The organism is Aeromonas sp. 61P (genome assembly GCF_051919545.1).
Classification (GTDB): domain Bacteria; phylum Pseudomonadota; class Gammaproteobacteria; order Enterobacterales; family Aeromonadaceae; genus Aeromonas; species Aeromonas veronii.
Window position 1 is genome coordinate 4,341,039 of the sequence record NZ_JBQBEL010000001.1, and the last position, 20,930, is coordinate 4,361,968.

Here is a 20,930-nt window from a genome sequence, read left to right on the forward strand (position 1 = left end):
CCGGTATCAGGCGAGCAGGGAGATAAGAGCAGTAGCCAGGATCAGCATCACGGCGCCGCCGAGACGGGAGGAGATCTGGGCAAAGGGCATCAGCTTCATGCGCTGGGCCGCCGAGAGCACGGCCACATCGCCGGTCCCCCCCATGTTGGCCATGCAGAGCCCGCCGGTGATGGCCGCCTCGATGGGATAGAAACCGATCATCCGGCCCACCAGCGCCGCGCCGAGGGCGCCACCGATCACGGTGACCATGACCAGCACGAAGTAGCTGATGGAGAAGGCGCTGATGAGCTCCGGAATACTGGTATAGGCGACGCCGATCCCCACCAGCAGGGAGGGAGTGAGGTTGCTCACCACAAACTGATACCAGTCGGCCGCCGCCTGCTCATAACGGCGCGGCAGCAGGCCGCTCACCTTGATAAAGGCGACGGCCAAAATCATCAGGGCGAAAGGGTGCATGGGGATAAAGTTGCCAAGCAGGGAACCCAGCACAAACATGCTGGAGCTGATAAAAAGCCCCATACCCAGACTCTGCAGGGTCGGCGCTTCGGCCTGCTCATCGGCAATGCTCTGGCTACTCTCTTTAACCATCAGCTTGCCGTTGCCAGTCAGGGAGGGGTAACGGCGACCGAGCCGCGCCAGCAGAGAGCCCACCAGAATGGCCAGGGTATTGGCGATCACCACCGCCGGTACCATGCGTGACAATAGATCTGCACTGGACATCTGCATCGGGCCGGAGAGGATCTCCACCAAGGGCACCGCACCAGCCCCCATGCCACCGCCCATGATGGGCAGGCCGATCAGCAACACCGCATTCTTGAAGCCATACCCCATCAGGGAGCCGACCAGCCCCACACTCAGCAGTGCCAGTGCGACGCCACCAAGAATGACCGGCAGGTAGCGCATGGCGGCATTTTTCAGCAAAGCGCCGCTCATGCCGAACACGGAGCCAGTCACCAAGCTGGCGATAAAGAAGTTGAGAAACCCTCCCTCCTTCATGAAGTTGGTGATGACCTGCCCCGCCTGCACCGGCAGCAGCTGATATTCGAACAGAGCGGCGCCGCCGAAGATGGCGAGGATGGTGCCCCCCCCCAGGTATTCGCGGATCGGCATGATCCGCTCCCCCAGCTCGGTCAGCAGGGTGCCCAGCACAAACATCAGTGCCAGCGCACCGACCATGCCCAGCGGCAACGAGCCGTTCCAGCCGGAAAAGAGAACGCAGGTCGCCAGCCCCAGAAATATAAAGAGCGGCATACCGGCAATTTGTTGGCCGCCCATAAAGGCGGCCTTTTCTTGTGTGGTTTGTAGGGGGGAGAGGTTTTTCATTGTTATGTACTCTGCGTGTGATTGTGGCCGCTACTTTATTGATCCCCCTCGCCCCTGTCGGTTAGCCAGACTGCAAAGCCATATAAAAACATTAAAAACTTAAACATCATGGTGCCGCCAGCGCGTGCTGCACAATAGAACACCAGACATCCGATACCCGACCAAGTCAGGAAATAGGGTGATAAAACGAGCGACCATAATGGCGGATATTTGGGTGATCAGCAGTAATAACGATGCGATGATCTCCCCCCTTCGGGGAAATAACAGAGCCAGATGACAAGCTCTGCGGCCATTTATCGCCACAGATCCTGTGAGTGATAATCAGCGGGCAACGTCATCGCCATAACGCGAGTGCCACGGCTTGCCACATCAGGGTTTAAGTCGGCGTGCAGGAAGCACCCACGATGAAGAATGGTGAGAAGAAAGATGCAAAAAGGGGAGATTGAAATAGTGATGAGTCAAGCCAGCGAATACCAGAGCACTGGCTTGAACTCACAAGGATCACACACGGTCAGGTCTATTCTGCCAACAGCAATGGAATATTGGCGGGGTCAAAATCATGACTGATATCGGTACTTCTGATTGCGCCTTCCCGATTCACGCCATGGTGTGACTCTGCACCATATTCTCCATCACTCAACAGCGTTTCAATTGCCAGATAAACACATCCACTGTCATATCCATCCACAACCCGTTTCCCCCTTGTTTTATAACCCCATCAATATTAGCGGATAGAAAAAGAGCTGCTCGCTGAAGCTGAAAATTTCATGAAAATAACCACCGGATATCCTCCATTCACGGCGCAATATCCGAATCGGCAAGAGAGCCTCGAGTGGATCAGCCCCGAGAATAATATCAGGGGCTCGAACGATGCTAACTCGCACCAGCGAAAGATCCGACCAGAAACATGATCCGAATCACACTATTTACTTAGCCTGCTAAACAAGTATGATACTTAGCAGGCTAAGTACATTGAGGATGAGAGGATGACGGATCTGGAAAGGTTGCGCGAGCTGTCGCTCGCCGAGCAGATAGCGCGGATGCACCGGCTATGGCGTACTGCCGCCGATCTGGAGCTGGCCCCCCTTGGCCTCACCCATCCCCGCTGGACCGCGCTGTGGAAACTCTCCCGCATGGGGAGCCATGTCAGCCAGAAGACCCTGGCCGAAGCCCTCGAAATAGAACTGCCATCCCTGATGCGCACCCTGGGCCAGCTGGAAGAGCAGGGACTGATTGAGCGCCACTGCTGCAGTCAGGACAAGCGGGCCCGCATCGTCTGCGTGACCCCGGCCGGCCAGACCCTGCTCGATCAGATCGCCGACCGCATCATGAATATCCGCCGGGAGCTGCTGGGGGGCATCGACGAGCAGACCCTGCAGCTGTTTGAAGCCACGGTGCAGCGGATCTCGGCCAACGCCCTCAGCAAAATTGAACAACACCACGACCGACAAGCCGGAGGCGATACAAGTCCTCCCGAGACCGACACAGAGAGAGAATAAGATGACCCCGGATCAACAATTTACCCGCTGGATCAAATGGTCCATGGCTGGCTTTGCCACCTTGTTTGCCTATTTTCTGATAGCCGACCTGCTGATGCCCCTCACCCCTCAGGCGATGGCGACTCGGGTGGTCACCAAGCTGGCCCCCCAAGTCAGTGGCAAGGTGATCGAGGTCACCGTTCACAACAACCAGCAGGTCAAGAAGGGGGATCTGCTGTTCAGGCTGGATCCGGCCCCTTTTGAACTGGCAGTGGAGCAGGCCCGCCTTGCGCTGGCGCAGGCAGAGCAGCAGAACAGTGAACTGGATGCCGCCCTGACCGCCGCCGTTGCCGAGATCAACGCCAAGGAGACCCTGGCCAGCCAGAAGTGGCGCGAGGCTGAGCGGATCGATGCGCTGTACCAACGTCACATGGTTTCGCTGCAACAAAAAGATGAAGCTGACAGCGCCCTGCGCAGCGCCCAGGCCAACCTGCGCGCCAGTCAGGCCAAACTGGCCCAGATCAAGGCCAGTCGTGGCGTGACCGGTGAGGATAATCTGTTGCTGCGCCAGGCCCGCAACAAGCTGGCGCAAGCACAGCTGGCCCTCTCTTACAGCCAGGTTCACGCGGATCAAGATGGCAGCATCACCAACCTGCAGCTTAAGCCAGGCAGTATCGCCAGCGCGGGCAGCCCGCTGCTGGCGCTGGTGTCGGAACAGGTGGACGTCATTGCCGATTTTCGGGAGAAGAGCCTGCGCCATGTTGGCGAGCAAACCCGCGCACTGGTCGCCTTCGATGGCGAGCCGGGTCAGCTCTATCCTGCCCGGGTAAGCAGTCTGGATGCCGGAGTGAGCGCCGGTCAGTTTGATGCCAATGGTCGACTGGCAGCACCGGTGGAGTCGGATCGCTGGGTAAGAGATGCCCAGCGGATGCGGCTGCACCTCGAGCTGGACCAGCTCCCCGACCATCTGCCAGCCGGGGCGCGGGCCACGGTGCAACTGCTGCCGGACAATGCCCTGACCGCCATGCTGGCACGGGGCCAGATCCACCTGCTCAGCCTGCTCCATTATGTCTACTAACCACACCACTCACCCGTCGGCCAATACTGCTCCAGCCCACCCCGTCGGTGGTGCTGCCACCCACCTCTGGTATCGGCCCCTCACCGGCAACGAGCTACGCCAGTGCTTGCGCATCGCCTTTGGCTGCACCACGGGCTTTCTGCTCTGCAAGCTGTTTGGCTGGAGTTACGGGGTCTTCTATACGGTCACACCGGTGCTACTGCTGGGAATGGTGCCGGTGATGAATGGCCATGCCGCACGCCAGCTGATCGCGGCTGCGGTGGTCTGTGGGGTGGAGGTCGGGCTGCTGGGGGGACTGTTTGGCAGCCATCCGGCGCTGATGACCCCTATCGCCTTCATGCTGTTTCTCTACCGTTTCGCCGCCATGTCGCGGGGCAGCCTGTTTCTGTTCGGGGCCAACGGGGTGCTGAGCCTCAGCATCATGCTGCACTTTGCAAGCTATCCGCAGACCGACCTCAACGACCTGATCCTCAACAATATCTGGGCGAGCGTGCTGTCGGTGCTGATCGCCTACCTGATGACCATGTTGATCCCGGATGTGGAAGCCAGACCCAAGCCCGCCTCGGCCCCCAAGGCGTCGCACCGGATGCGCCATGAAGCTCTGCTGGGGGCCACAGTGGCCACCCTGTCGTTTCTGGTGTTTCAGGTGTTTGACCTGCGCGACTCCATGTCTGCCCAGGCCACGACCCTGCTGGTGCTGTTCCCCATGCACTGGAACGGTGCGCTGAGTTATGCCCGTAAACGGGCGATGGGTACCTTGCTGGGGGTCACCTTCGGCCTGCTCGGCCAGCTGTTGCTCTATGACTGGTCAGGGCAACTGCTGCTGGTCGCTCCACTGCTGTGGCTCGGCGCCATGCTGTTCAGCCATGCTCACGTCAAGGAGGCAGGCGGCTCCGGGGTCGGCTTTGGTGCCCTCACTACCCTCGGCATCCTGTTTGGCCAGTACCTCACCCCTGGCAACGATCTGGTGTTCAGCGCCCTCTACCGGGTGAGCAGCATCCTGTTTGCCATCGTGGTCACCCTGCTGGCCTGCTACCTCGTCCACCGGTTACTCAACCGCTTCGAGGCGACCCGCTTCGGTTATTGATCTCCTTTTGTAAGCACTGTTGTCAGCCCATGGATGAGCTCTTTTTCGCCCCGTCGCCTGCCGGGGCTTTTTTTCTCGCCCTCGTTTACCTCCCTCACCAATACTCCTGCCACTACAAGTCAGCGCAGAAGTGTGGCTATGCTTGTAAGGCTGCTGTCGATGAGGTGTACCTATGGTTCCGTTGTTAAAAAAATGGCTGGTTTGTCTGATGCTGTTAGCTACCAGCCCGCTCGGGGCCACCCCGCTCGTCATTGGTGCCGAAGATGACTGGGCCCCCTACTGCGAGCGCGACAAGGACAATGAGGATGACCAGCCCCACGGACTGGCGCCTGAGCTGGTCAAGGCGGTGTTCGCCGCCGAAGGGATCGAGATTGTCTTTCGCACCCTCCCCTTCGCCCGCTGCATGCACGATGCGAAAAGCGGCAAACTTGCGGGGTGCTTCAACGCCACCATCACCGAAGAGAACCGCTACCAGTACCATTGGCACGATACCCCCATGTTCGAGGAGGATCTTGCCATCTTCGCCCTCGCCAGCGAGCCGCAACGGGATCTCAAACTCACCTCGCTGGAGGGCAAGCGGGTGGGCATCACCCTCGGCTACACCTACCCCACCGATTTTATGGAGAACCCCAGGATCACCCGCTTTCAGGCCAAATCCGATGCCCAGATCCTCGAGATGCTGGTACGTGGCCGGGTCGACTACATCCTGATGAACGGTATGCCGGGCTACCTCAAGATCCAGCAGAAGCAGCTGACCGGCAAGGTGGTCAAGGTTGGCAAGCTCTCCACCGATGGCTTCTGGCTCGCCTTCTCCCGCCACCACCCGCAAGGGGAAGCGCTGGCCAAACAGTTCGAGCAGGGGCTGCAGAAGATCAAAAACAACGGCATCTATGAGACGCTGATCCGCCAGTTTGAAACCAGACTTGGCCTCTACTGATGGCGATACCTTCCTGATTGCGCCCCCTCATACTCACGCGGTATGACGGACAGCCAGCGACGCACCGAATGGCCACGCTGATTGCACAATAACGGCAACCTGTTAGGCTCACGCCCGTATGACACCAATGGAGCTGTAATCATGAATAAGGCACATATGATGGCCGCTGGTGCGCTGGCCCTCGGCCTGCTCGCCGGCTGCAATCAGGGCAATACCCTCTCAGTCACTGGTGGCGAACCGGTCAGTTACCAGTGCGAACAGGGCAAGAAGGTGCAGGTACGCTACTTCTCCCTCTCCGACGAGAGCCTCAACTTTATCAAGCTGTCTCTGCCGGACGGCAAGGATTACACCCTGCCCCAAGCCGTCTCGGCCTCCGGTGCCCGCTATACAGACGAACACGAGGCCGTCTGGTGGAACAAGCGGGATGAGGGCTTTGTCGAGCTGCGGGATCAGGATGGCGAGTGGCAGACCGCCTACAACGACTGCAAACAGCAATAGACGTGACCCCGGCCTGACCGGGGTCTCTCTTTGTCTGGCATCAGAGTGGTGGGGGATCAGTTGATCTCGATCTCGAAGCGGTTGGTCACCTCGACCGGAATGGCATCCGGGTTGCCCTCTGCCGGGCTGTAGCGGATCTGCGAGAGGGTCGCCAGCGCACTCTGCTCCAGCTCGCCGGGGGGCTCGGCCGCCACCACTTCCGGCTTGACCGGCGTGCCGCTGGCGTCGATTTGATAGCGAACTTCCACATACCCCTTGACCGGTTTGGCCGGCAGGGCCGGCTCGTCATTGCCAAGCCATGACCACTGCTTCTCCTGAACCCAGTAGCTGGACAACTGCTCGAGAGGGATAGCGATCGGAGCGCGCTCGTGCGCCACCTCCTGACGGGATGAGCACCCCAGCAACAGTGTCACTGCCAGACCTGACCATACTGCGACTTTCCAATTCATGTAACGCTCCTTGTTCTTTGCCGGTGCTTGTTGCCGGACTGCAGGGCGCTCAACGCCGCCCGCTTGGTCAGTCACCCATCCTAACGAAAAAGTATTCGTATGAACATGAACAAAAGGGCCAACCCCGAGAGGTTGGCCCTTTTATCGTCAATGAGCTCACTAACCAGCCGAAGGTATCAGCCGCGCTTGTCACTCACCACCAGCCAGAGCGCATGGACCATGCCCGGCAGACCGCCCATCAGGGTCAGCACTATGTTGATTAAAAAGTGCAGGCTAAAGCCCACCTGGATAAACGCGCACACAGGGGGCAGGAAAATGGCCAGCAGGATCTTGAGCAGATTGTTCATCTCGGCTCTCCTTGTCAAAAATGTCGTCAGGATTGGAATGGGCTAACCATAAACATCCCTGGCTTCAACTGCAAACCAGACAGGGAATTCGCTCACCCGCATCACGCCAGGCGTTGAGGTCGTGGATCTGCTGATTGCTGCTGCCACGCCAGAGCAGGCCCGGGTCTGCTAACGTCTTTTCAAACTTGCCATCCACCAGCACATCCAGCAAGGCCACCAGCTCGCGCTGGGCCTCTGACAGCTCGCCGAGCCGGTAGCCGGTCCAGCACCAGATATCCTTGCCCGGACACTCGGCGCGCACCCGTTTCACCAGCGCCAGCACGTGGGGAACGTTGGCCGGGTGGAGCGGATCGCCGCCGGAGAGCGACAGACCTCGCCGTTTGATGCGGCTGTCGTTGAGATCCGCAATGATGCGATCGCTCATCGCCCCATCGAACGGCTTGCCGCCATCGAGCCGCCAGGTGCTCTGGTTGTAGCAACCCGGGCACTGATGCTCACAACCGGAGACAAACAGGGTGGCACGGGTGCCAGGGCCGTTAATCACATCGACCGGGTAGTATTGGTGGTAGTGCATCGCTTGTTTCCTGCCTCGTTCACGGGAAGGCGGCATGGTTGCCGCCCTCCAATGAAAATGGCCCCTTGCGTCAGGGGCCAGCTCTTCATCGCTTGTGCGCTTACATATGTTTGACGCGGCGCTTCACCTCTTCCTGCTTGCCCGCATTGAAGGGGCGCGCATCCGGGCTGCCGAGGTAGCCGCAGACACGGCGGGTCACCGACACCTTGGCCGGGTCGTGGTTACCGCAGCGCGGGCAGGTAAAGCCCTTGGAGGTGCACTCGAATTCGCCCGTGAAGCCGCAGTCGTAGCACTCGTCGATGGGGGTGTTGGTACCGTAGTAAGGCACCTTGTCATAGCTGTAATCCCAGACGTTTTCGAGCGCTTCCAGATTGTGCTGGATGTTGGGGTACTCGCCGTAGCAGATGAAACCGCCACTGGCGATGGGCGGATAGGGCGCCTCAAAGTCCAGCTTGTCGTACGGGTTGACCTGTTTCTCCACATCGAGGTGGAAGCTGTTGGTGTAGTAACCCTTGTCGGTCACACCGGATACCACGCCAAACTCCTTGGCATCGATGCGGCAGAAACGGGTGCAAAGGTTCTCGCTCGGGGTGGAGTAGAGGCTGAAGCCGTAGCCAGTCTCCTCTTTCCACTCGTCAATGGCTGCCCTGAGACGGGCGATGATGGCGATGGCCTTCTGTTGCAGCTCGGCGCTGTCAAACAGGTGCACCTTGTCACCAAACAGGGCGTTGATGGTCTCGTGAACCCCGATATAACCGAGGGAAATGGAGGCACGACCGTTCTTGAAGATCTCGCTGACGTTGTCGTCCGCCTTGAGGCGCACGCCGCAAGCCCCTTCCATATAGAGGATCGGAGCAACCCGTGCTTTCACCCCGTCCAGACGGGTGATGCGGTACATCAGCGCCTTCTTGGCGACCCGCAGGGAGGCATCGAGACGATCCCAGAAATCCGCTTCGTCACGGGATTTCAGGGCAATGCGCGGCAGGTTGAGGCTCACCACACCCAGGTTGTTGCGACCTTCGTGGATCAGCTCGCCATTCTCCTCGTAGGCACCGAGGAAGGAGCGGCAACCCATGGGGGTCTTGAAGGAGCCGGTCACTTTCACGACCTGGTCGTAGTTGAGGATGTCCGGATACATCCGCTTGGAGGCACACTCCAGCGCCAGCTGCTTGATGTCGTAGTTGGGATCGCCCTGCTTGTGGTTGAGGCCATCCTTGATGGCGAACACCAGTTTCGGGAACACAGCGGTCTTCTTGTTCTTGCCAAGACCAGCGATACGGTTGCTGAGGATGGCGCGCTGGATCATCCGCGACTCCCAGCTGTCCCCCAAGCCAAAGCCAAAGGTGACAAAAGGGGTCTGACCGTTGGCGGTGTGCAGGGTGTTGACCTCGTACTCCAGCGACTGGAAGGCGTCGTAGCACTCTTTCTCGGTGCGGGCCATGGCGTAGGCTTCTACGTCGGCAATGCCCCACTCTTCGGCCACTTCACGGTGCTTCTGCCAGCTGATGGTCACATAGGGCGCCAGCACTTCATCGATGCGGTTGATGGTAGTGCCGCCATAGATGTGACTCGCCACCTGAGCGATGATCTGGGCGGTCACGGCGGTGGCGGTGCTGATGGATTTCGGGGTGTCGATCTCCGCATTGCCCATCTTGAAGCCGTGGGTCAGCATCCCTTTCAGATCGATCAACATGCAGTTGAACATCGGGAAGAAAGGTGAGTAATCGAGATCGTGGAAGTGCAGATCACCACTCTCGTGGGCCTGAACCACATCACGGGGCAGCATGTGGCTGGTGGCATAGTGCTTGGCGACAATACCGGCCAGCAGGTCGCGCTGGGTCGGGATCACCTTGGAGTCTTTGTTGGCATTCTCGTTGAGCAGGGCAGCGTTGGTCTGCTCGACCAGACCGCGGATCTCCTGCGCCAGACGGCCACGCGCCTCGCGGGCCTGATCCCGATCGTGACGATATTCGATATAGGCACGGGCGATGGCCTTGTCGTCGGAAGCCATCAGGTGGTTTTCGACCCGGTTCTGGATCTCGTGGATATCAACTTCACCACGCCCTTCCAGCTCCTGACTCACCGCATTGGCAATGCGGGAGGCGAGTGCCGGATTGGCCTGATTGACCGCTTCCGCCGCACGGCTGACCGCCTCTGCAATCAGCTGGGCATTGAATGGTGCGCGACATCCGTCACGTTTGATCACAACCGGTTTCATGAATTTTCCCCGTTAAAAGGGGCATTTGCCTCTGGCTCACCCTTGTTGGGCCCCCCTCCCGGCATCTCGTCCTGGACGCAAATAAATTCAGCCGAGGCTTGACAAGCCTGGGCTGAAGATAGGAGGGGAACAGCTTATACACAGCTTAATAACACAACATATAGGGATTAAAAACGAATGCGTCCCTATATGTGGTGTCTATTAGGCACCAAAGCGCAGCCTCATTTCTTGATCCAGAACAGGTTTTTCAGCGAGCGGGACAGTTCACGACCAACCTAAAAAAGCCCCATTCAAATCCAACCTCAAGCAGGGTGCGGGCTGGCGTCCGATCCGCCCACCCGAAAAAAATTGCCCCCCGCCGCACCGGTTTCGAGATGACAGCGCCAACCAAAACCGCCCATACTGAACAAGAACTCTCTCCCCCTCGACAAGGGACAACCCATGCGCACCTCCCTGCTGTTGCTACTGTTATCAACCCTCTCTCTGCCGCTCTGGGCCGCCAACATTCTGGTGATCAGCAGCTACCATCCCGAATACCTGTGGGACCAAAGCTACAACAAAGGGCTGCTAGATGGCTTGCAGGGGGAGCACAAGATCACTCACTTCTATATGGATACCAAACGCCATCCACGGGAGAAGTTCGACGAAATCGCCCAGCAAGCCATCGCCTTTTATCTCAAGAGCAAACCGGATCTGGTGGTACTGGGGGATGACAATGCCATCAACTATCTGGCCAACGAGATCGCCTCGCTGGGTACCCCGGTGGTATTTCTTGGCATGAACGAGAATCCGCGCCTCAAGGGCTTTGTCGGCCACCCCAAGATCACCGGCGTGCTGGAGCGCCCCCTGCTCAAGCGCAACATCAGCGAAATAAGCCAGATGATGGGGGTGCTCGACAAGGCGCTGGTGCTGTTTGATTCCAGCAATGTGGCCCTCACCGCCATCGAGGATGAATTCAAGACCCAGACCGAGCTGCGAGTCGGCCAGACCAGGATCAACAGCCAGCTGATGGGGGATTACAGCCTCTGGCAAGAGGCGGTGCTCAACGCCAAGAAGAACGGCTATCAGGCAATCTTCCTCGGCCTCTACCACACGCTGGTCGATGACAATGGCAAGCATGTGAGCGAAAAGACGGTGCTGGAGTGGACCAGCGCCAACACGCCGGTGCCGCTCTTCTGTTTCTGGGAATTTACCGTCGGCAAGGATATGTCCATCGGCGGGCTGGTGCTGGACGGCCACGATCAGGGGATACAGGCAGCCAGCCTCATCAATACCATTCTGGCGGGCACCCTGCCCCGTACCATCTCCCCGCGAGCGGCCTTACGCGGCGAATATGTCTTCAGCAAGAGCGAGCTGGCCCGCTGGCAGCTCACAGTACCCGACAAATGGCGCCACAAGATCCTCTGGCGTGAGTGACCGCCGAAACAAAAAAGAGAACCCGGCCATGCCGGGTTCTCTTTTATCGGGTGCTGCGGTTAGGATTGGTGAGGGCTATCAGCCCTGCAACGCCTGTTGCAGCTCCTCTTCAGTCCAGATGGTGATGCCGAGCTCTTGTGCTTTGGTCAGCTTGGAACCGGCCGCTTCCCCCGCGACCAGCACATCGGTCTTGGCAGATACCGAACCCGCCACCTTGGCCCCCAGCGCCTGCAGCGCAGCCTTGGCGTCGTTGCGCGACAAGGTGGTCAGGGTGCCGGTCAGCACGAAGGTCTTGCCGGCAAAGGGTTGCTCCGCGGCCTCTTTCTTCTCGATGGCCGGCCAGTGGATGCCGGCAGCCAGCAAGGCTTCCAGCACCTCCACGTTGTGGGGCTGACGCAGGAAGTAGTAGACATGCTTGGCCACCACATCACCCACATCGGCCACTTCGAGCAGTTGCTCCACCGAGGCCGCGCGCAGGGCATCCAGCGTGAGGAAGTGGTTGGCAAGGTTGAGCGCAGTCGCCTCCCCCACTTCGCGGATCCCCAGGGCAAACAGGAAACGCGGCAGGGTGGTACTGCGCGCAGCATCGATGGCGGCTACCAGATTGAGGGCCGATTTTTGCCCCATCCGCTCAAGACCGGCCAGCTGGATGGCGTTTAGGCTGAAGAGATCGGCAGGAGTCTTCACCAGCCCCTTGTCCACCAGCTGCTCGACAATCTTGTCGCCAAGGCCGTCCACATCCATGGCGCGACGGGCTGCGAAGTGCTTGATCGCCTCCTTGCGCTGCGCCTCGCAGAACAGGCCACCGGAGCAGCGGGCAACCGCTTCCCCTTCCAGCCGCTCCACCGCAGAGCCACAGACCGGACACTCGGTCGGGAAGAGGATCGCGCGGGCATCGCTTGGGCGCTGCGCCTCCACCACGGCGACGATCTGCGGGATCACATCCCCTGCCCGGCGCACGATCACGGTATCGCCAATCATCACGCCGAGGCGCTCAATCTCGTCGGCGTTGTGCAAGGTGGCGTTGGAAACAGTCACGCCGCCGACAAACACCGGCTTGAGCTTGGCTACCGGGGTCACGGCGCCGGTGCGGCCGACCTGGAACTCGACGTTCTCAAGCAGAGTCATCTCCTCCTGCGCCGGGAACTTGTGGGCGGTCGCCCAGCGCGGGGCGCGGGCCACAAAGCCGAGCTCATCCTGCAGGGCGATGGCATCCACCTTGTAGACAACGCCGTCGATCTCGTAAGGGAGCTCGCCACGGCGGGCCAGAATGTCGTCGTGGAACGACTGACAACCGGCGGCCCCCTCTTTGAGCTTCACCTCGGGACTAAGCGGCAGCCCCCACTCCTTGAGCTGATTGAGGCGACCAAAGTGAGAGTCACCGAGCAGCTCGCCGCCAACACCGACACCGTAAGCGTAAAAGCTCAGGGGACGGCTGGCGGTGATACGTGAATCGAGCTGACGCAGGCTGCCAGCGGCGGCGTTGCGCGGGTTGACGAACACCTTCTCGCCCGCTGCCAGCGCCTTGGCGTTCATCGCCTCGAAACCGGCCTTGGGCATAAAGACTTCGCCACGCACCTCGAGCCGCTCTGGCCAGCCAGTGCCGCGCAGCGCGAGCGGAATGGCCTTGATGGTGCGCACGTTCTCGGTGATCTCCTCACCGGTGGCGCCATCGCCCCGGGTCGCGGCCTGCACCAGCTGACCATTTACATAGAGCAGGCTCACCGCCAGACCGTCGAGCTTGGGCTCGCAGCAGAAGGTGAAACGCACGTCACGCTTGAGGCGATCGCTCATGCGCTGTTCGAACGCCTGCAACTCTTCGCTGCTAAAGACGTTATCCAGACTGAGCATGGGGATCTCGTGACGCACCTGACTGAACGCCGTCAGCGGCTGACCGCCGACCCGCACGCTGGGTGACGCCGGTGTTTTCAGCTCGGGATTCTCGGCTTCCAGCGCAATCAGTTCGCGCATCAGGCGATCGTATTCGGCATCCGGCACTGTGGGGTTATCCAGCACATAGTACTGGTGACCATATTCGGTAAGCAGTTCACACAATTGACGGTGGCGGGAGAGGGTGTCGCTCATGAAAAAGTCTCGAAGTGTGATTGAACATACGGCCGGGGTAGAAACAAAAATGCGGTACCAAGGTACCGCACTTTTTCTTCACTCGACCCGCATGGCGTATTAGTCTCGACTGGCCTCGTAGGCAGCCAGCTCGTGACGGTAACGGGCAATGGTCTCGTCGCTCAGCGGGCTGCGATCCATATCTGTCAGCATGGCATCGAGATCGCTGGCTAGCTGATCGGCAGCCTGCAGCATATCCTCGAAGGCAAACGCGGCATTGCTGCGCAGCGGCAGTTGCATGAACAGGGAGACACCCGGCGTAGTGAACTGTTCCATCCGGTACGGGTTGAAGGTACCCGGCTTGACCATATTGATCATGGAGAAGAGCACTTCACCCTTGCCGTTGGGATCTTCGTGACGGTGGAAAATATCCATCTCGCCAAACTTGAAGCCCAGCGCCATCAGGGATGAGAGCAGGGTTGCACCTTGCAAGTCGTGACCCGGACGGCCCATCAGGTTGATGACATAGACATCCTGCCAGATCTTCTCGACCGGCTGGGGCGCCATGCGCGGCTCTTCCACCACCGGTGCAGGTGCCACATAGGCCGGCTCTTCATAAACAGGCTCGGGAGCAACATGACGGGGCTGCGGCTGATATTCTGGCTCGGGTGCACGCACCGGTTCGGCACGCACTGTGTCGGCGGTACGGGCTGTCTCTGCACGGGCACCAAAAGTCGGGGCGGTCGCGTAAGCGGGCTCGACCAGCGGCTCGTCGTCCAGCGACTGCATCATGGGCTCGCGCTGAGGACGGGAACGGTAGACCGGGGTACGGCGATTGACCTGAGCAGGTTTGCGCACCGGCGCGGCGGGCGCCTCGTCGGTCTCCTCGGGAAGCGGTTCGTCGAACGCTTCCTCCTCTTCATAGACAGGAGGCGGCGGAACCGGGCGGGCAGCAGGCTTGCGCACTACGGGCGGCGGCAGATCGTCCTCGTCATCTTCATCATCAAAGGTGGGGACGGAAGGGCGACGACCGAGTTCCGGCTGGCGGCTCTCTTCACTGCGCAGCTTGGGCTCGGCACGACGGCCACCACTGACCACGCGTACCTGGCCGATGCCATCGCTGTCGAAGGCGTCGTTATCACGATCCCGCGACTTGGAGTCCATCCGTCCAATCGGTTTCTCTTTGATCGGTGCCTGACGATTCTTTTTGTTGCTCCACAACCCGTGAATGAGCAATGCCGCAATAGCAATACCGCCCAGGGCAACCAAGATGTAACGCAATTCCTGCATTAGCTGCTTCTCTTTCTAGTTTTGCTCAGCCAAAGCGACGGCTTCACCGATATCGACCGACACAATGCGAGAAACCCCGGGCTCTTGCATCGTGACGCCAACCAGCTGCTCAGCCATCTCCATGGAGACCTTATTATGACTGATGTAAACGAACTGTACTGTGCTCGACATCTCTTTGACAAGAGAACAGAAGCGACCGACGTTCACTTCATCGAGCGGTGCATCCACCTCATCCAGCAGACAAAAAGGTGCTGGGTTGAGTCTGAAGATGGCAAAAACCAGCGCAAGCGCGGTTAACGCCTTCTCCCCCCCGGAAAGCAGGGCAATGGTAGCATTCTTCTTACCCGGAGGTCTCGCCATGATGCTCACTCCGGCCTCCAAAAGATCATCGGAGGTAAGCTCAAGCCAGGCACTGCCCCCACCGAACACTTTCGGAAACAGGGATTTTAAATCTTCGTTGACCTTATCGAAAGTGTCCCGGAACCGTATTTGTGTCTCTTTATCAATTCTTTTAATGGCTTGGCTCAAGGTTTCCAGCGCTTGCTCGAGATCCTGACACTGATTTTCAAGATAGGTTGCCCGGGTTTTCGCCTCTTCGTACTCCTCCAGCGCCGCCAGGTTGATGGCGCCGAGCGCCTCCACTTGCCCCTCCAGGGTCTGGATCTCCTGCCGCAACTTGCTGCGATCAGCGGCGATGAGCACCGCCTGATCGAGATCGACCAGTCGAACCCCCAGCTCTTCGAACTGCTCGTGCAGCCCCTGTCGACGGGTGAGGTTGCGTTCGCGCTCAAGACGTAGGGTCGCCAGCTTCTCTTGCAACGTCACCAGCTGCTTGTGATCGGCACTTCTGGCCTGTTCCAGCTCACCGAGCTGGCGCTCCAGCTCCGCAAGCCGTTGATGGCAGGCAAGCTGCTGCGCCTCCAGATTGCGCTGCTCGGCCAGCAGGGGCGCCAGATCCGGCACTGCCTCGCTATCCGGCCCTTTCAACCCGGCCAGCTCCAGTCCGAGCCTCGCCAACTCCTCTTCGCCCAAGGTAATGAGTTGGCGCAGATTGCCCAACTCCAGTTGCAAACGCTGGCAGGTCGCTTGTTGCTGTTCGCGGCGCGCACGGGCCTCGTCGACCGCCCGCTCGCAGCGAGTCAGCAGCTCCTGCGCGAGCTGCACCCCTTGCGTCAGCGGCTCCCCCTGCTCCTGCAGCTCGGCAAGGCGCGCCTCATCGAGTTCCAGTTGTTCGCGGGCGCTGGCCAGTCGCTCTGCCTCTTCGGCCTGCTCCTGATCAAGCCGGATCAGCTCTTCGCCGAGCTGACCGAGCCGCTGCAACCGCTCCTGCCGCTGACCCTGTTGCAGACTCCAGGCTTCGCGCAGTTGTTGCCATTTCTGCTCTTGCTCGCGCAAGGTTCGCTGCGACAACTCCTGCGCACTGGCAAGCTGGGCACGCCGGGCATCGGCAGCCACAAGTTGCTCGCTCAGCTGTGCCAGCCCCGCGGCAACCTTCTCCTGCTCGGTATGCAACCGCTCACGCTCACCCAGCAGCGCCATGGTGCCAAGCGCCGCGCCATGCCCCAGATCTGCCCAGTTTGGCCCCAGCCAGTCGCCAGCAGGAGTCAGTACCGACTCACCGGCCGCAAGGCTTGGCTGGCGGGCCAATGCGGCCTCCCGGCTCTCGACCAGCCAGATGGCATTGAGGAAGGCAGGAATGTGCTCGCCGCCCAGTTGCGCCGCCAGCGTACCGGCAACCGCCGGTTGCGCCGGGCCAATCCAGAGCCCATCTTGCATCAGATCGCACTCGTCCGCCGGCGTTGCGGTGAGCCAGCGACCCAGCACCTTGTCGAGTGCCTGTGCCCACTCGGGGGCAACCTGCAGTCGATCCGCCAGGGTCGCCCCCTCCATCTGTTCGCCGAGGATCTGATCCAGGGTCGCCAGCCGCGCCTCCAGCTCCCGTTGCAGGCTCAACTGCTGGCCATGCTGCTGCTTGAGTTGTTCATGGGCGTCGACCGCCTGTGCCAGCTGCTCGGTCAGCTCGCCATTGGCCGCCCGCGTCAGCTCCAGCTCACCACTCAGGGCATCGAGGGCCGGTTGCAGATCGTCGGCCTCTGTGCCGAGGGGGCCAGCGCGTTCATCTTCCAGCTTGAGGCGGGCCAGCCGGGTCTTGGCCTGCAGCTCCTGCAGACCACCCAACCGGGTACGGGTCTGGTTGAGCTGCCCCTGCACCCCGGCCAACTGTTGCTGCCACAGCTGCTGGCGCAAGCGGGCCTGTTCCAGCTGCTCGCTGGCGTGCTGGCGGGCCTCCTGCTGCTCGGTGAGCAACTGCTCACACTGCTCCAGCCGGGCGCTCTCCTGCTCGGCGCGCAATACCCCTTCGGTCAGTTGATCCTGCTGGCTGGCAAGCTGCGCCTTGCGGGTAGCAATCCGCTCACCGAGCGCCTCTGCACGGGCCTGCCAGTCGCGCCCCAGTTCACTCTGGTGCAGTTGCTGTTGCTCGAGACGGGCGATGGCCTGCCCGCCGAGAAAAATCTGTTGCTGGCGGCTCGCCTGCTCGGCTTGCGCCTCTTGTCTGGCGACCGACAGGGTGACGTGGCGCCCCTCATCAGCGGTGCGCTTGGCATCGAGCGCCGCCAGCGCCTGCTCGGCCTGCGCCAGTTCGGTTTTAGCCTCGCCAAGGCGCGTCTCCAGCGCCCACAACTCGGAGCCAATCAGCTCGGCACGAGCGGCGCGCGAACGACTCTTGAGCTGTTTATAGCGCTCGGCCGTTTCGGCCTGGGCTTTGAGGTGGTCAAGGCGCGAACCCAGCTCGCCGCGAATATCGCCGAGGCGCTCCAGGTTCTCCTGAGTGTGGCGAATGCGCTGCTCGGTCTCGCGGCGCCGCTCCTTGTAGCGGGAAACCCCGGCGGCCTCTTCCATAAAGAGCTTGAGATCGGCCGGACGTGACTCCACCAGTCGGCTGACGGTGCCCTGTTCGATGATGGCGTAGCTGCGGGGGCCAAGACCGGTGCCGAGGAAGAGGTCGGTCACATCCTTGCGGCGGCACTTCTGGCCGTTGATCTGATAGTGGTTGGAGCCGTCGCGCAGCACTTCGCGGCGCACCGAGATCTCGGTAAAGCGGCCGAACTCGCCGGGCACCCGGTTATGGGGATTGTCGAACACCAGCTCCACCGAGGCGCGCCCGTGCGCACTGCGATTGATGGAGCCGTTGAAGATGACATCGGTCATGTTCTCGCCGCGCAGATGGCGAGCGGAGCTCTCCCCCAGCACCCAGCGCACCGCGTCGATGACGTTGGATTTGCCACAGCCATTGGGGCCCACCACGGCGGTCATGTCTGCCGACAGTTCGATGCGGGTCGGCTCGACGAACGACTTGAAGCCGGCGAGTTTGATCAGTTTCAGACGCATGGCGACCTGTATCAGTGGCTAAATAAAGAGGATGCGGGCAGGTGACTTTACCAAATCCAGACCCGGCTTTGTTTGTAATATGCAGGCATCATCCCCATTCATGCCCGATTTTTGGTCGCCACGGCACGAAATAAGGAATAGTCGGCGACTTTACCAAATCAAAGGCTTGTTTGTAATATGCTGGCAGTTCTCCCATGCATAGATGGAGCTCACATGAGCCAATCACCCCATATGGTCAAAGATTCAATCAGCGGTGCAGACTACTTTCTGCGCGGTTTTTCCCTTATTCGCCAACCGGGCATCCGCACCTTTGTGCTGATCCCCCTGCTGGTCAACTTCGTGCTGTTTGCCGGGGCCTTCTATGCCCTGCTGCTGCAACTGGACGGCCTGTTCGCCTGGCTCCACCAGCAGATCCCCGCCTGGCTCGACTGGCTGGACTACCTGCTGTGGCCCATCGCTCTCATCACCATACTGGTGGTCTTCTCCTTTATCTTCAGCTCGGTTGCCAACTGGGTAGCCGCCCCCTTCAACGGCCTGCTGGCGGAGAAGGTGGAGCAGATCCTCACCGGTCAGCCCGCCAATGACGGCAGCATGCTGGATATCGTCAAGGATGTGCCACGCACCTTCGGCCGCGAATGGACCAAGCTGAAGTATTACCTGCCCAAGGCCATTGGCTGCCTGATCCTGTTCCTGATCCCTGTGGTGGGCCAGACCCTGGCGCCGGTGCTCTGGTTCCTGTTCAGCGCCTGGATGATGGCGATCCAGTATGTGGATTATCCGTTCGACAACCACAAGATCGACTTCATCACCATGCGCGACGCCTTGAAGCAGCGCCGCGGCAAGTGTCTGAGCTTCGGCGCTTTGGTGACCCTCTTCTCCGCCATTCCGGTGGTGAACCTCTTCGTGATGCCGGTCGCCATCTGTGGCGCCACCGCCATGTGGGTCGATCACTACCGGCAGGAGCAGTTGGGACGCTAACCCTTGAACATTGATTAGAAAAAGGCACCCGAAACGGTGCCTTTTTCGTATTTAGCATGAATTAAATTAATGCATGCATTCGATATGCTTGTCCCATATGACACGAGTTGGTAGGATTCTGGCCTTTCTCGTTCCCTGGGATATCTCATGTTACATACACTCTTCTTGGTGGGCCTGGTGGCCGAAGGGATGACCGGCGCGCTGGCCGCGGGTCGGCGACGGATGGATCTGTTTGGTGTGGTGATCATCGCCTCGGCGACGGCCATCGGTGGTGGCACCATTCGCGATGTGCTGCTGGGCCACTATCCGCTGCTCTGGATTGAACATCCGGAATATGTGCTGCTGGTTGCCGCAGCCGCGATGGCAGGTGTGGTCTCCGCCCCCCTGATGCGCTACCTCGGCAAGCTGTTCATGGCCCTCGATGCCCTGGGACTGGTGGTCTTCTCCATCTTCGGTGCGGCCCGGGCGCTGGATATGGGCCACGGCGCCGGTATTGCCTGCATCATGGCGGTAGTGACCGGGGTCTTTGGCGGGGTGCTGCGGGATCTGCTCTGCCAGCGGATTCCACTGGTATTTCGTCGCGAGCTCTATGCAGCCATTTCGCTGATCACCGCAGCGCTTTACTGTCTGGCGCTGGACCAGGGCTTGCCGACCAACTGGGCCGCGTTCGGTTCCATCGGGATCGGCTTTGTACTGCGGCTGCTGGCGGTTCGCTTCAAGTGGGGTCTACCCACCTTCAACTACCAGTACGCGACCCACTGAGTACGCCAGCTTCTGGCGAGGCGGGTTGGATTGCGAGCAACAAAAAAGCGCCCGAGCGGCGCTTTTTTCATGGACGGTCTGCGACTCAGTTAATCCCTTCCGAGCTGAAGAAGGTCGCCTTGTCGGCGATAAAGCGGATCTTGATGTTCTTCCCTTCCCCGCCCCAGAGGCAGCTGGTGGTGCCCAGCGCATCATCACAGCGCTCCGCCTTGCCCAGAATGGTGCTGGCCTCGGCGTAACTCATCCCCATCTTCAACTGGTCGTAATTTCCACGGTTGAGCTTGCTGCAACCGGTCAACAACAGGGCGATCAGGCCGCCAATCACTATCTTGTTCATCGCAATCTCCTCTCTGGTGGGAAGAGCTTGGCAGTTTGCCAACCCCTTTACCAGCTGCGCACCGGGCCGGTATCGAGGTGAACGAAGTTGTCACGAGGATAGTAACCAACCCCACCCACCTTGAGCTGGAGCGCCGCCTTGCGCAGATGGGCCAGCTGTACGCCGGGGATCCGCACATCCACCGCCTGCCCCAGGGTGTGGTAGCTGTGCTTGGCCACGCCGCGGCTCTTGTGGCGCTTTTGGCGATTTGTGGCCGGGGCGCGATAGCCGGAGATCAGCTGAATTTCGCTGCGCCGACCCAGCTTGTGCTGCAACAGAAACAGCTGATCAAACAGCTTCTTGTCGATGTTGAACACTTCATTGCGCCGGTAATCGCGGAAGATGTGGTTGAGCTCGGCCAACCCGTCGCTCAGATAGTGGCCGTTCTCCCAATAGCTGGCGCGCACCCGCTCGCCGGTATTGAGATTGAAGAAACTGAGTTCACGCCCGGTGGTACTGCGGCTGGCCAGTGCAGGGAAGGAGATCAGCGAGCTGCCCAGCAGGCAACCGGCTCCCAACAACAGGCGACGTCGACTTATCTCTTGTTCCAGCATAAGGGGTTCGTCCATCGCAGATTCAAGCGAAAATAGTTGAATAAGATCACTGATTGAATGTGATACAGGCGCTTGAAACTACCCTCCGGCGGGGCGCCCTGTCAAACCTCA

19 protein-coding genes are annotated in these 20,930 nt (G+C 60.1%); 8 read left to right on the plus strand and 11 right to left on the minus strand.

The genetic code is table 11. The features are described 5' to 3' along the window. Positions 1 to 6 precede the first annotated feature (6 nt). Together ACTG2O_RS20140 and ACTG2O_RS20145 are read right to left on the minus strand one after the other, a co-directional pair. Positions 7 to 1,323 carry a 2-hydroxycarboxylate transporter family protein gene (locus ACTG2O_RS20140; protein WP_088869904.1) on the minus strand — a complete coding sequence of 439 codons (1,317 nt, stop codon included), beginning with the start codon at positions 1,321 to 1,323 and terminating at the stop codon, positions 7 to 9. Positions 1,324 to 1,840: 517 nt separating this feature from the next. Further along, complete coding sequence (locus ACTG2O_RS20145; protein WP_088869905.1) at positions 1,841 to 2,011, minus strand: hypothetical protein; 171 nt, start codon at positions 2,009 to 2,011, stop codon at positions 1,841 to 1,843. Positions 2,012 to 2,309: 298 nt separating this feature from the next. On the opposite strand from ACTG2O_RS20145, the gene ACTG2O_RS20150 reads away from it, so the two are divergent. From ACTG2O_RS20150 to ACTG2O_RS20170, 5 genes are all read left to right on the plus strand, one after another. Next, complete coding sequence (locus ACTG2O_RS20150; RefSeq protein ID WP_064337040.1) at positions 2,310 to 2,822, plus strand: MarR family transcriptional regulator; 513 nt, start codon at positions 2,310 to 2,312, stop codon at positions 2,820 to 2,822. Position 2,823: 1 nt separating this feature from the next. Then, entirely contained in the window at positions 2,824 to 3,879 is a 1,056-nt protein-coding gene (locus ACTG2O_RS20155; RefSeq protein WP_439976541.1) for an HlyD family secretion protein, read from the plus strand. After that, complete coding sequence (locus ACTG2O_RS20160) at positions 3,869 to 4,966, plus strand: DUF2955 domain-containing protein (protein ID WP_439976542.1); 1,098 nt, start codon at positions 3,869 to 3,871, stop codon at positions 4,964 to 4,966. Before ACTG2O_RS20155 ends, ACTG2O_RS20160 begins: the two co-directional genes overlap by 11 nt. 172 nt (positions 4,967 to 5,138) lie before the next feature. Next, positions 5,139 to 5,903 carry a substrate-binding periplasmic protein gene (locus ACTG2O_RS20165; protein WP_120415013.1) on the plus strand — a complete coding sequence of 255 codons (765 nt, stop codon included), beginning with the start codon at positions 5,139 to 5,141 and terminating at the stop codon, positions 5,901 to 5,903. Positions 5,904 to 6,044: 141 nt separating this feature from the next. Further along, positions 6,045 to 6,401 carry an MliC family protein gene (locus tag ACTG2O_RS20170; protein WP_236285313.1) on the plus strand — a complete coding sequence of 119 codons (357 nt, stop codon included), beginning with the start codon at positions 6,045 to 6,047 and terminating at the stop codon, positions 6,399 to 6,401. A gap of 56 nt (positions 6,402 to 6,457) precedes the next feature. Here the strand turns inward: ACTG2O_RS20170 and ACTG2O_RS20175 are convergent, their stop codons facing one another. The 4 genes from ACTG2O_RS20175 to nrdD all read right to left on the minus strand — a co-directional run bounded on the left by ACTG2O_RS20175 (position 6,458) and on the right by nrdD (position 9,989). Continuing rightward, positions 6,458 to 6,850, minus strand: a complete 393-nt coding sequence (locus tag ACTG2O_RS20175; RefSeq protein WP_236285312.1) for a TonB family protein — start codon at positions 6,848 to 6,850, stop codon at positions 6,458 to 6,460. Between the two features lie 176 nt (positions 6,851 to 7,026). Further along, complete coding sequence (locus ACTG2O_RS20180) at positions 7,027 to 7,197, minus strand: YqaE/Pmp3 family membrane protein (RefSeq protein WP_005338440.1); 171 nt, start codon at positions 7,195 to 7,197, stop codon at positions 7,027 to 7,029. 64 nt (positions 7,198 to 7,261) lie between these two features. Further along, positions 7,262 to 7,771, minus strand: a complete 510-nt coding sequence (gene nrdG / locus ACTG2O_RS20185) for an anaerobic ribonucleoside-triphosphate reductase-activating protein (RefSeq protein ID WP_439976543.1) — start codon at positions 7,769 to 7,771, stop codon at positions 7,262 to 7,264. A 100-nt stretch (positions 7,772 to 7,871) separates the two neighbouring features. Then, a complete protein-coding gene (gene nrdD / locus ACTG2O_RS20190) occupies positions 7,872 to 9,989 on the minus strand; it encodes an anaerobic ribonucleoside-triphosphate reductase (RefSeq protein WP_042079841.1) in 2,118 nt (705 codons plus the stop codon). 441 nt (positions 9,990 to 10,430) lie between these two features. Between nrdD and ACTG2O_RS20195 the strand changes: the two genes are divergently transcribed. Beyond that, positions 10,431 to 11,405 carry an ABC transporter substrate-binding protein gene (locus ACTG2O_RS20195; RefSeq protein ID WP_439976544.1) on the plus strand — a complete coding sequence of 325 codons (975 nt, stop codon included), beginning with the start codon at positions 10,431 to 10,433 and terminating at the stop codon, positions 11,403 to 11,405. Between the two features lie 78 nt (positions 11,406 to 11,483). Here the strand turns inward: ACTG2O_RS20195 and ligA are convergent, their stop codons facing one another. The 3 genes from ligA to ACTG2O_RS20210 all read right to left on the minus strand — a co-directional run bounded on the left by ligA (position 11,484) and on the right by ACTG2O_RS20210 (position 18,149). After that, positions 11,484 to 13,490, minus strand: coding sequence for an NAD-dependent DNA ligase LigA (gene ligA, locus ACTG2O_RS20200; protein ID WP_439976545.1), 2,007 nt, complete (start codon positions 13,488 to 13,490; stop codon positions 11,484 to 11,486). Positions 13,491 to 13,589: 99 nt separating this feature from the next. Then, a complete protein-coding gene (zipA, locus tag ACTG2O_RS20205; protein ID WP_439976546.1) occupies positions 13,590 to 14,759 on the minus strand; it encodes a cell division protein ZipA in 1,170 nt (389 codons plus the stop codon). A 15-nt stretch (positions 14,760 to 14,774) separates the two neighbouring features. Further along, a complete protein-coding gene (locus ACTG2O_RS20210; RefSeq protein ID WP_439976547.1) occupies positions 14,775 to 18,149 on the minus strand; it encodes an AAA family ATPase in 3,375 nt (1,124 codons plus the stop codon). 213 nt (positions 18,150 to 18,362) lie between these two features. Here ACTG2O_RS20210 and cysZ point away from each other — a divergent pair, with 213 nt between their 5' ends. Further along, positions 18,363 to 19,127, plus strand: a complete 765-nt coding sequence (gene cysZ / locus ACTG2O_RS20215; protein WP_421208767.1) for a sulfate transporter CysZ — start codon at positions 18,363 to 18,365, stop codon at positions 19,125 to 19,127. A 147-nt stretch (positions 19,128 to 19,274) separates the two neighbouring features. Continuing rightward, positions 19,275 to 19,889, plus strand: coding sequence for a trimeric intracellular cation channel family protein (locus ACTG2O_RS20220; protein ID WP_323874729.1), 615 nt, complete (start codon positions 19,275 to 19,277; stop codon positions 19,887 to 19,889). A gap of 85 nt (positions 19,890 to 19,974) precedes the next feature. Here ACTG2O_RS20220 and ACTG2O_RS20225 read toward each other — a convergent pair whose 3' ends face one another. Next, the gene (locus ACTG2O_RS20225) at positions 19,975 to 20,226 is read right to left on the minus strand and encodes a DUF3862 domain-containing protein (RefSeq protein ID WP_439976548.1); all 252 of its coding nucleotides are present in this window, start codon (positions 20,224 to 20,226) and stop codon (positions 19,975 to 19,977) included. Positions 20,227 to 20,273: 47 nt separating this feature from the next. Continuing rightward, positions 20,274 to 20,819 (minus strand): DUF882 domain-containing protein, encoded by a 546-nt coding sequence (locus ACTG2O_RS20230; RefSeq protein ID WP_005338458.1) that lies wholly within the window; start codon positions 20,817 to 20,819, stop codon positions 20,274 to 20,276. Positions 20,820 to 20,930: the final 111 nt, after the last annotated feature.

Bases quoted from the DNA above. Each gene is read 5' to 3' on its own strand.
- ACTG2O_RS20140 (WP_088869904.1), bottom strand. From the start codon at position 1,323: ATGAAAAACCTCTCCCCCCTACAAACCACACAAGAAAAGGCCGCCTTT.
- ACTG2O_RS20150 (WP_064337040.1), top strand. From the start codon at position 2,310: ATGACGGATCTGGAAAGGTTGCGCGAGCTGTCGCTCGCCGAGCAGATA.
- ACTG2O_RS20155 (WP_439976541.1), top strand. From the start codon at position 2,824: ATGACCCCGGATCAACAATTTACCCGCTGGATCAAATGGTCCATGGCT.
- ACTG2O_RS20160 (WP_439976542.1), top strand. From the start codon at position 3,869: ATGTCTACTAACCACACCACTCACCCGTCGGCCAATACTGCTCCAGCC.
- ACTG2O_RS20165 (WP_120415013.1), top strand. From the start codon at position 5,139: ATGGTTCCGTTGTTAAAAAAATGGCTGGTTTGTCTGATGCTGTTAGCT.
- ACTG2O_RS20170 (WP_236285313.1), top strand. From the start codon at position 6,045: ATGAATAAGGCACATATGATGGCCGCTGGTGCGCTGGCCCTCGGCCTG.
- ACTG2O_RS20175 (WP_236285312.1), bottom strand. From the start codon at position 6,850: ATGAATTGGAAAGTCGCAGTATGGTCAGGTCTGGCAGTGACACTGTTG.
- ACTG2O_RS20180 (WP_005338440.1), bottom strand. From the start codon at position 7,197: ATGAACAATCTGCTCAAGATCCTGCTGGCCATTTTCCTGCCCCCTGTG.
- nrdG (WP_439976543.1), bottom strand. From the start codon at position 7,771: ATGCACTACCACCAATACTACCCGGTCGATGTGATTAACGGCCCTGGC.
- nrdD (WP_042079841.1), bottom strand. From the start codon at position 9,989: ATGAAACCGGTTGTGATCAAACGTGACGGATGTCGCGCACCATTCAAT.
- ACTG2O_RS20195 (WP_439976544.1), top strand. From the start codon at position 10,431: ATGCGCACCTCCCTGCTGTTGCTACTGTTATCAACCCTCTCTCTGCCG.
- ligA (WP_439976545.1), bottom strand. From the start codon at position 13,490: ATGAGCGACACCCTCTCCCGCCACCGTCAATTGTGTGAACTGCTTACC.
- zipA (WP_439976546.1), bottom strand. From the start codon at position 14,759: ATGCAGGAATTGCGTTACATCTTGGTTGCCCTGGGCGGTATTGCTATT.
- ACTG2O_RS20210 (WP_439976547.1), bottom strand. From the start codon at position 18,149: ATGCGTCTGAAACTGATCAAACTCGCCGGCTTCAAGTCGTTCGTCGAG.
- cysZ (WP_421208767.1), top strand. From the start codon at position 18,363: ATGAGCCAATCACCCCATATGGTCAAAGATTCAATCAGCGGTGCAGAC.
- ACTG2O_RS20220 (WP_323874729.1), top strand. From the start codon at position 19,275: ATGTTACATACACTCTTCTTGGTGGGCCTGGTGGCCGAAGGGATGACC.
- ACTG2O_RS20225 (WP_439976548.1), bottom strand. From the start codon at position 20,226: ATGAACAAGATAGTGATTGGCGGCCTGATCGCCCTGTTGTTGACCGGT.
- ACTG2O_RS20230 (WP_005338458.1), bottom strand. From the start codon at position 20,819: ATGCTGGAACAAGAGATAAGTCGACGTCGCCTGTTGTTGGGAGCCGGT.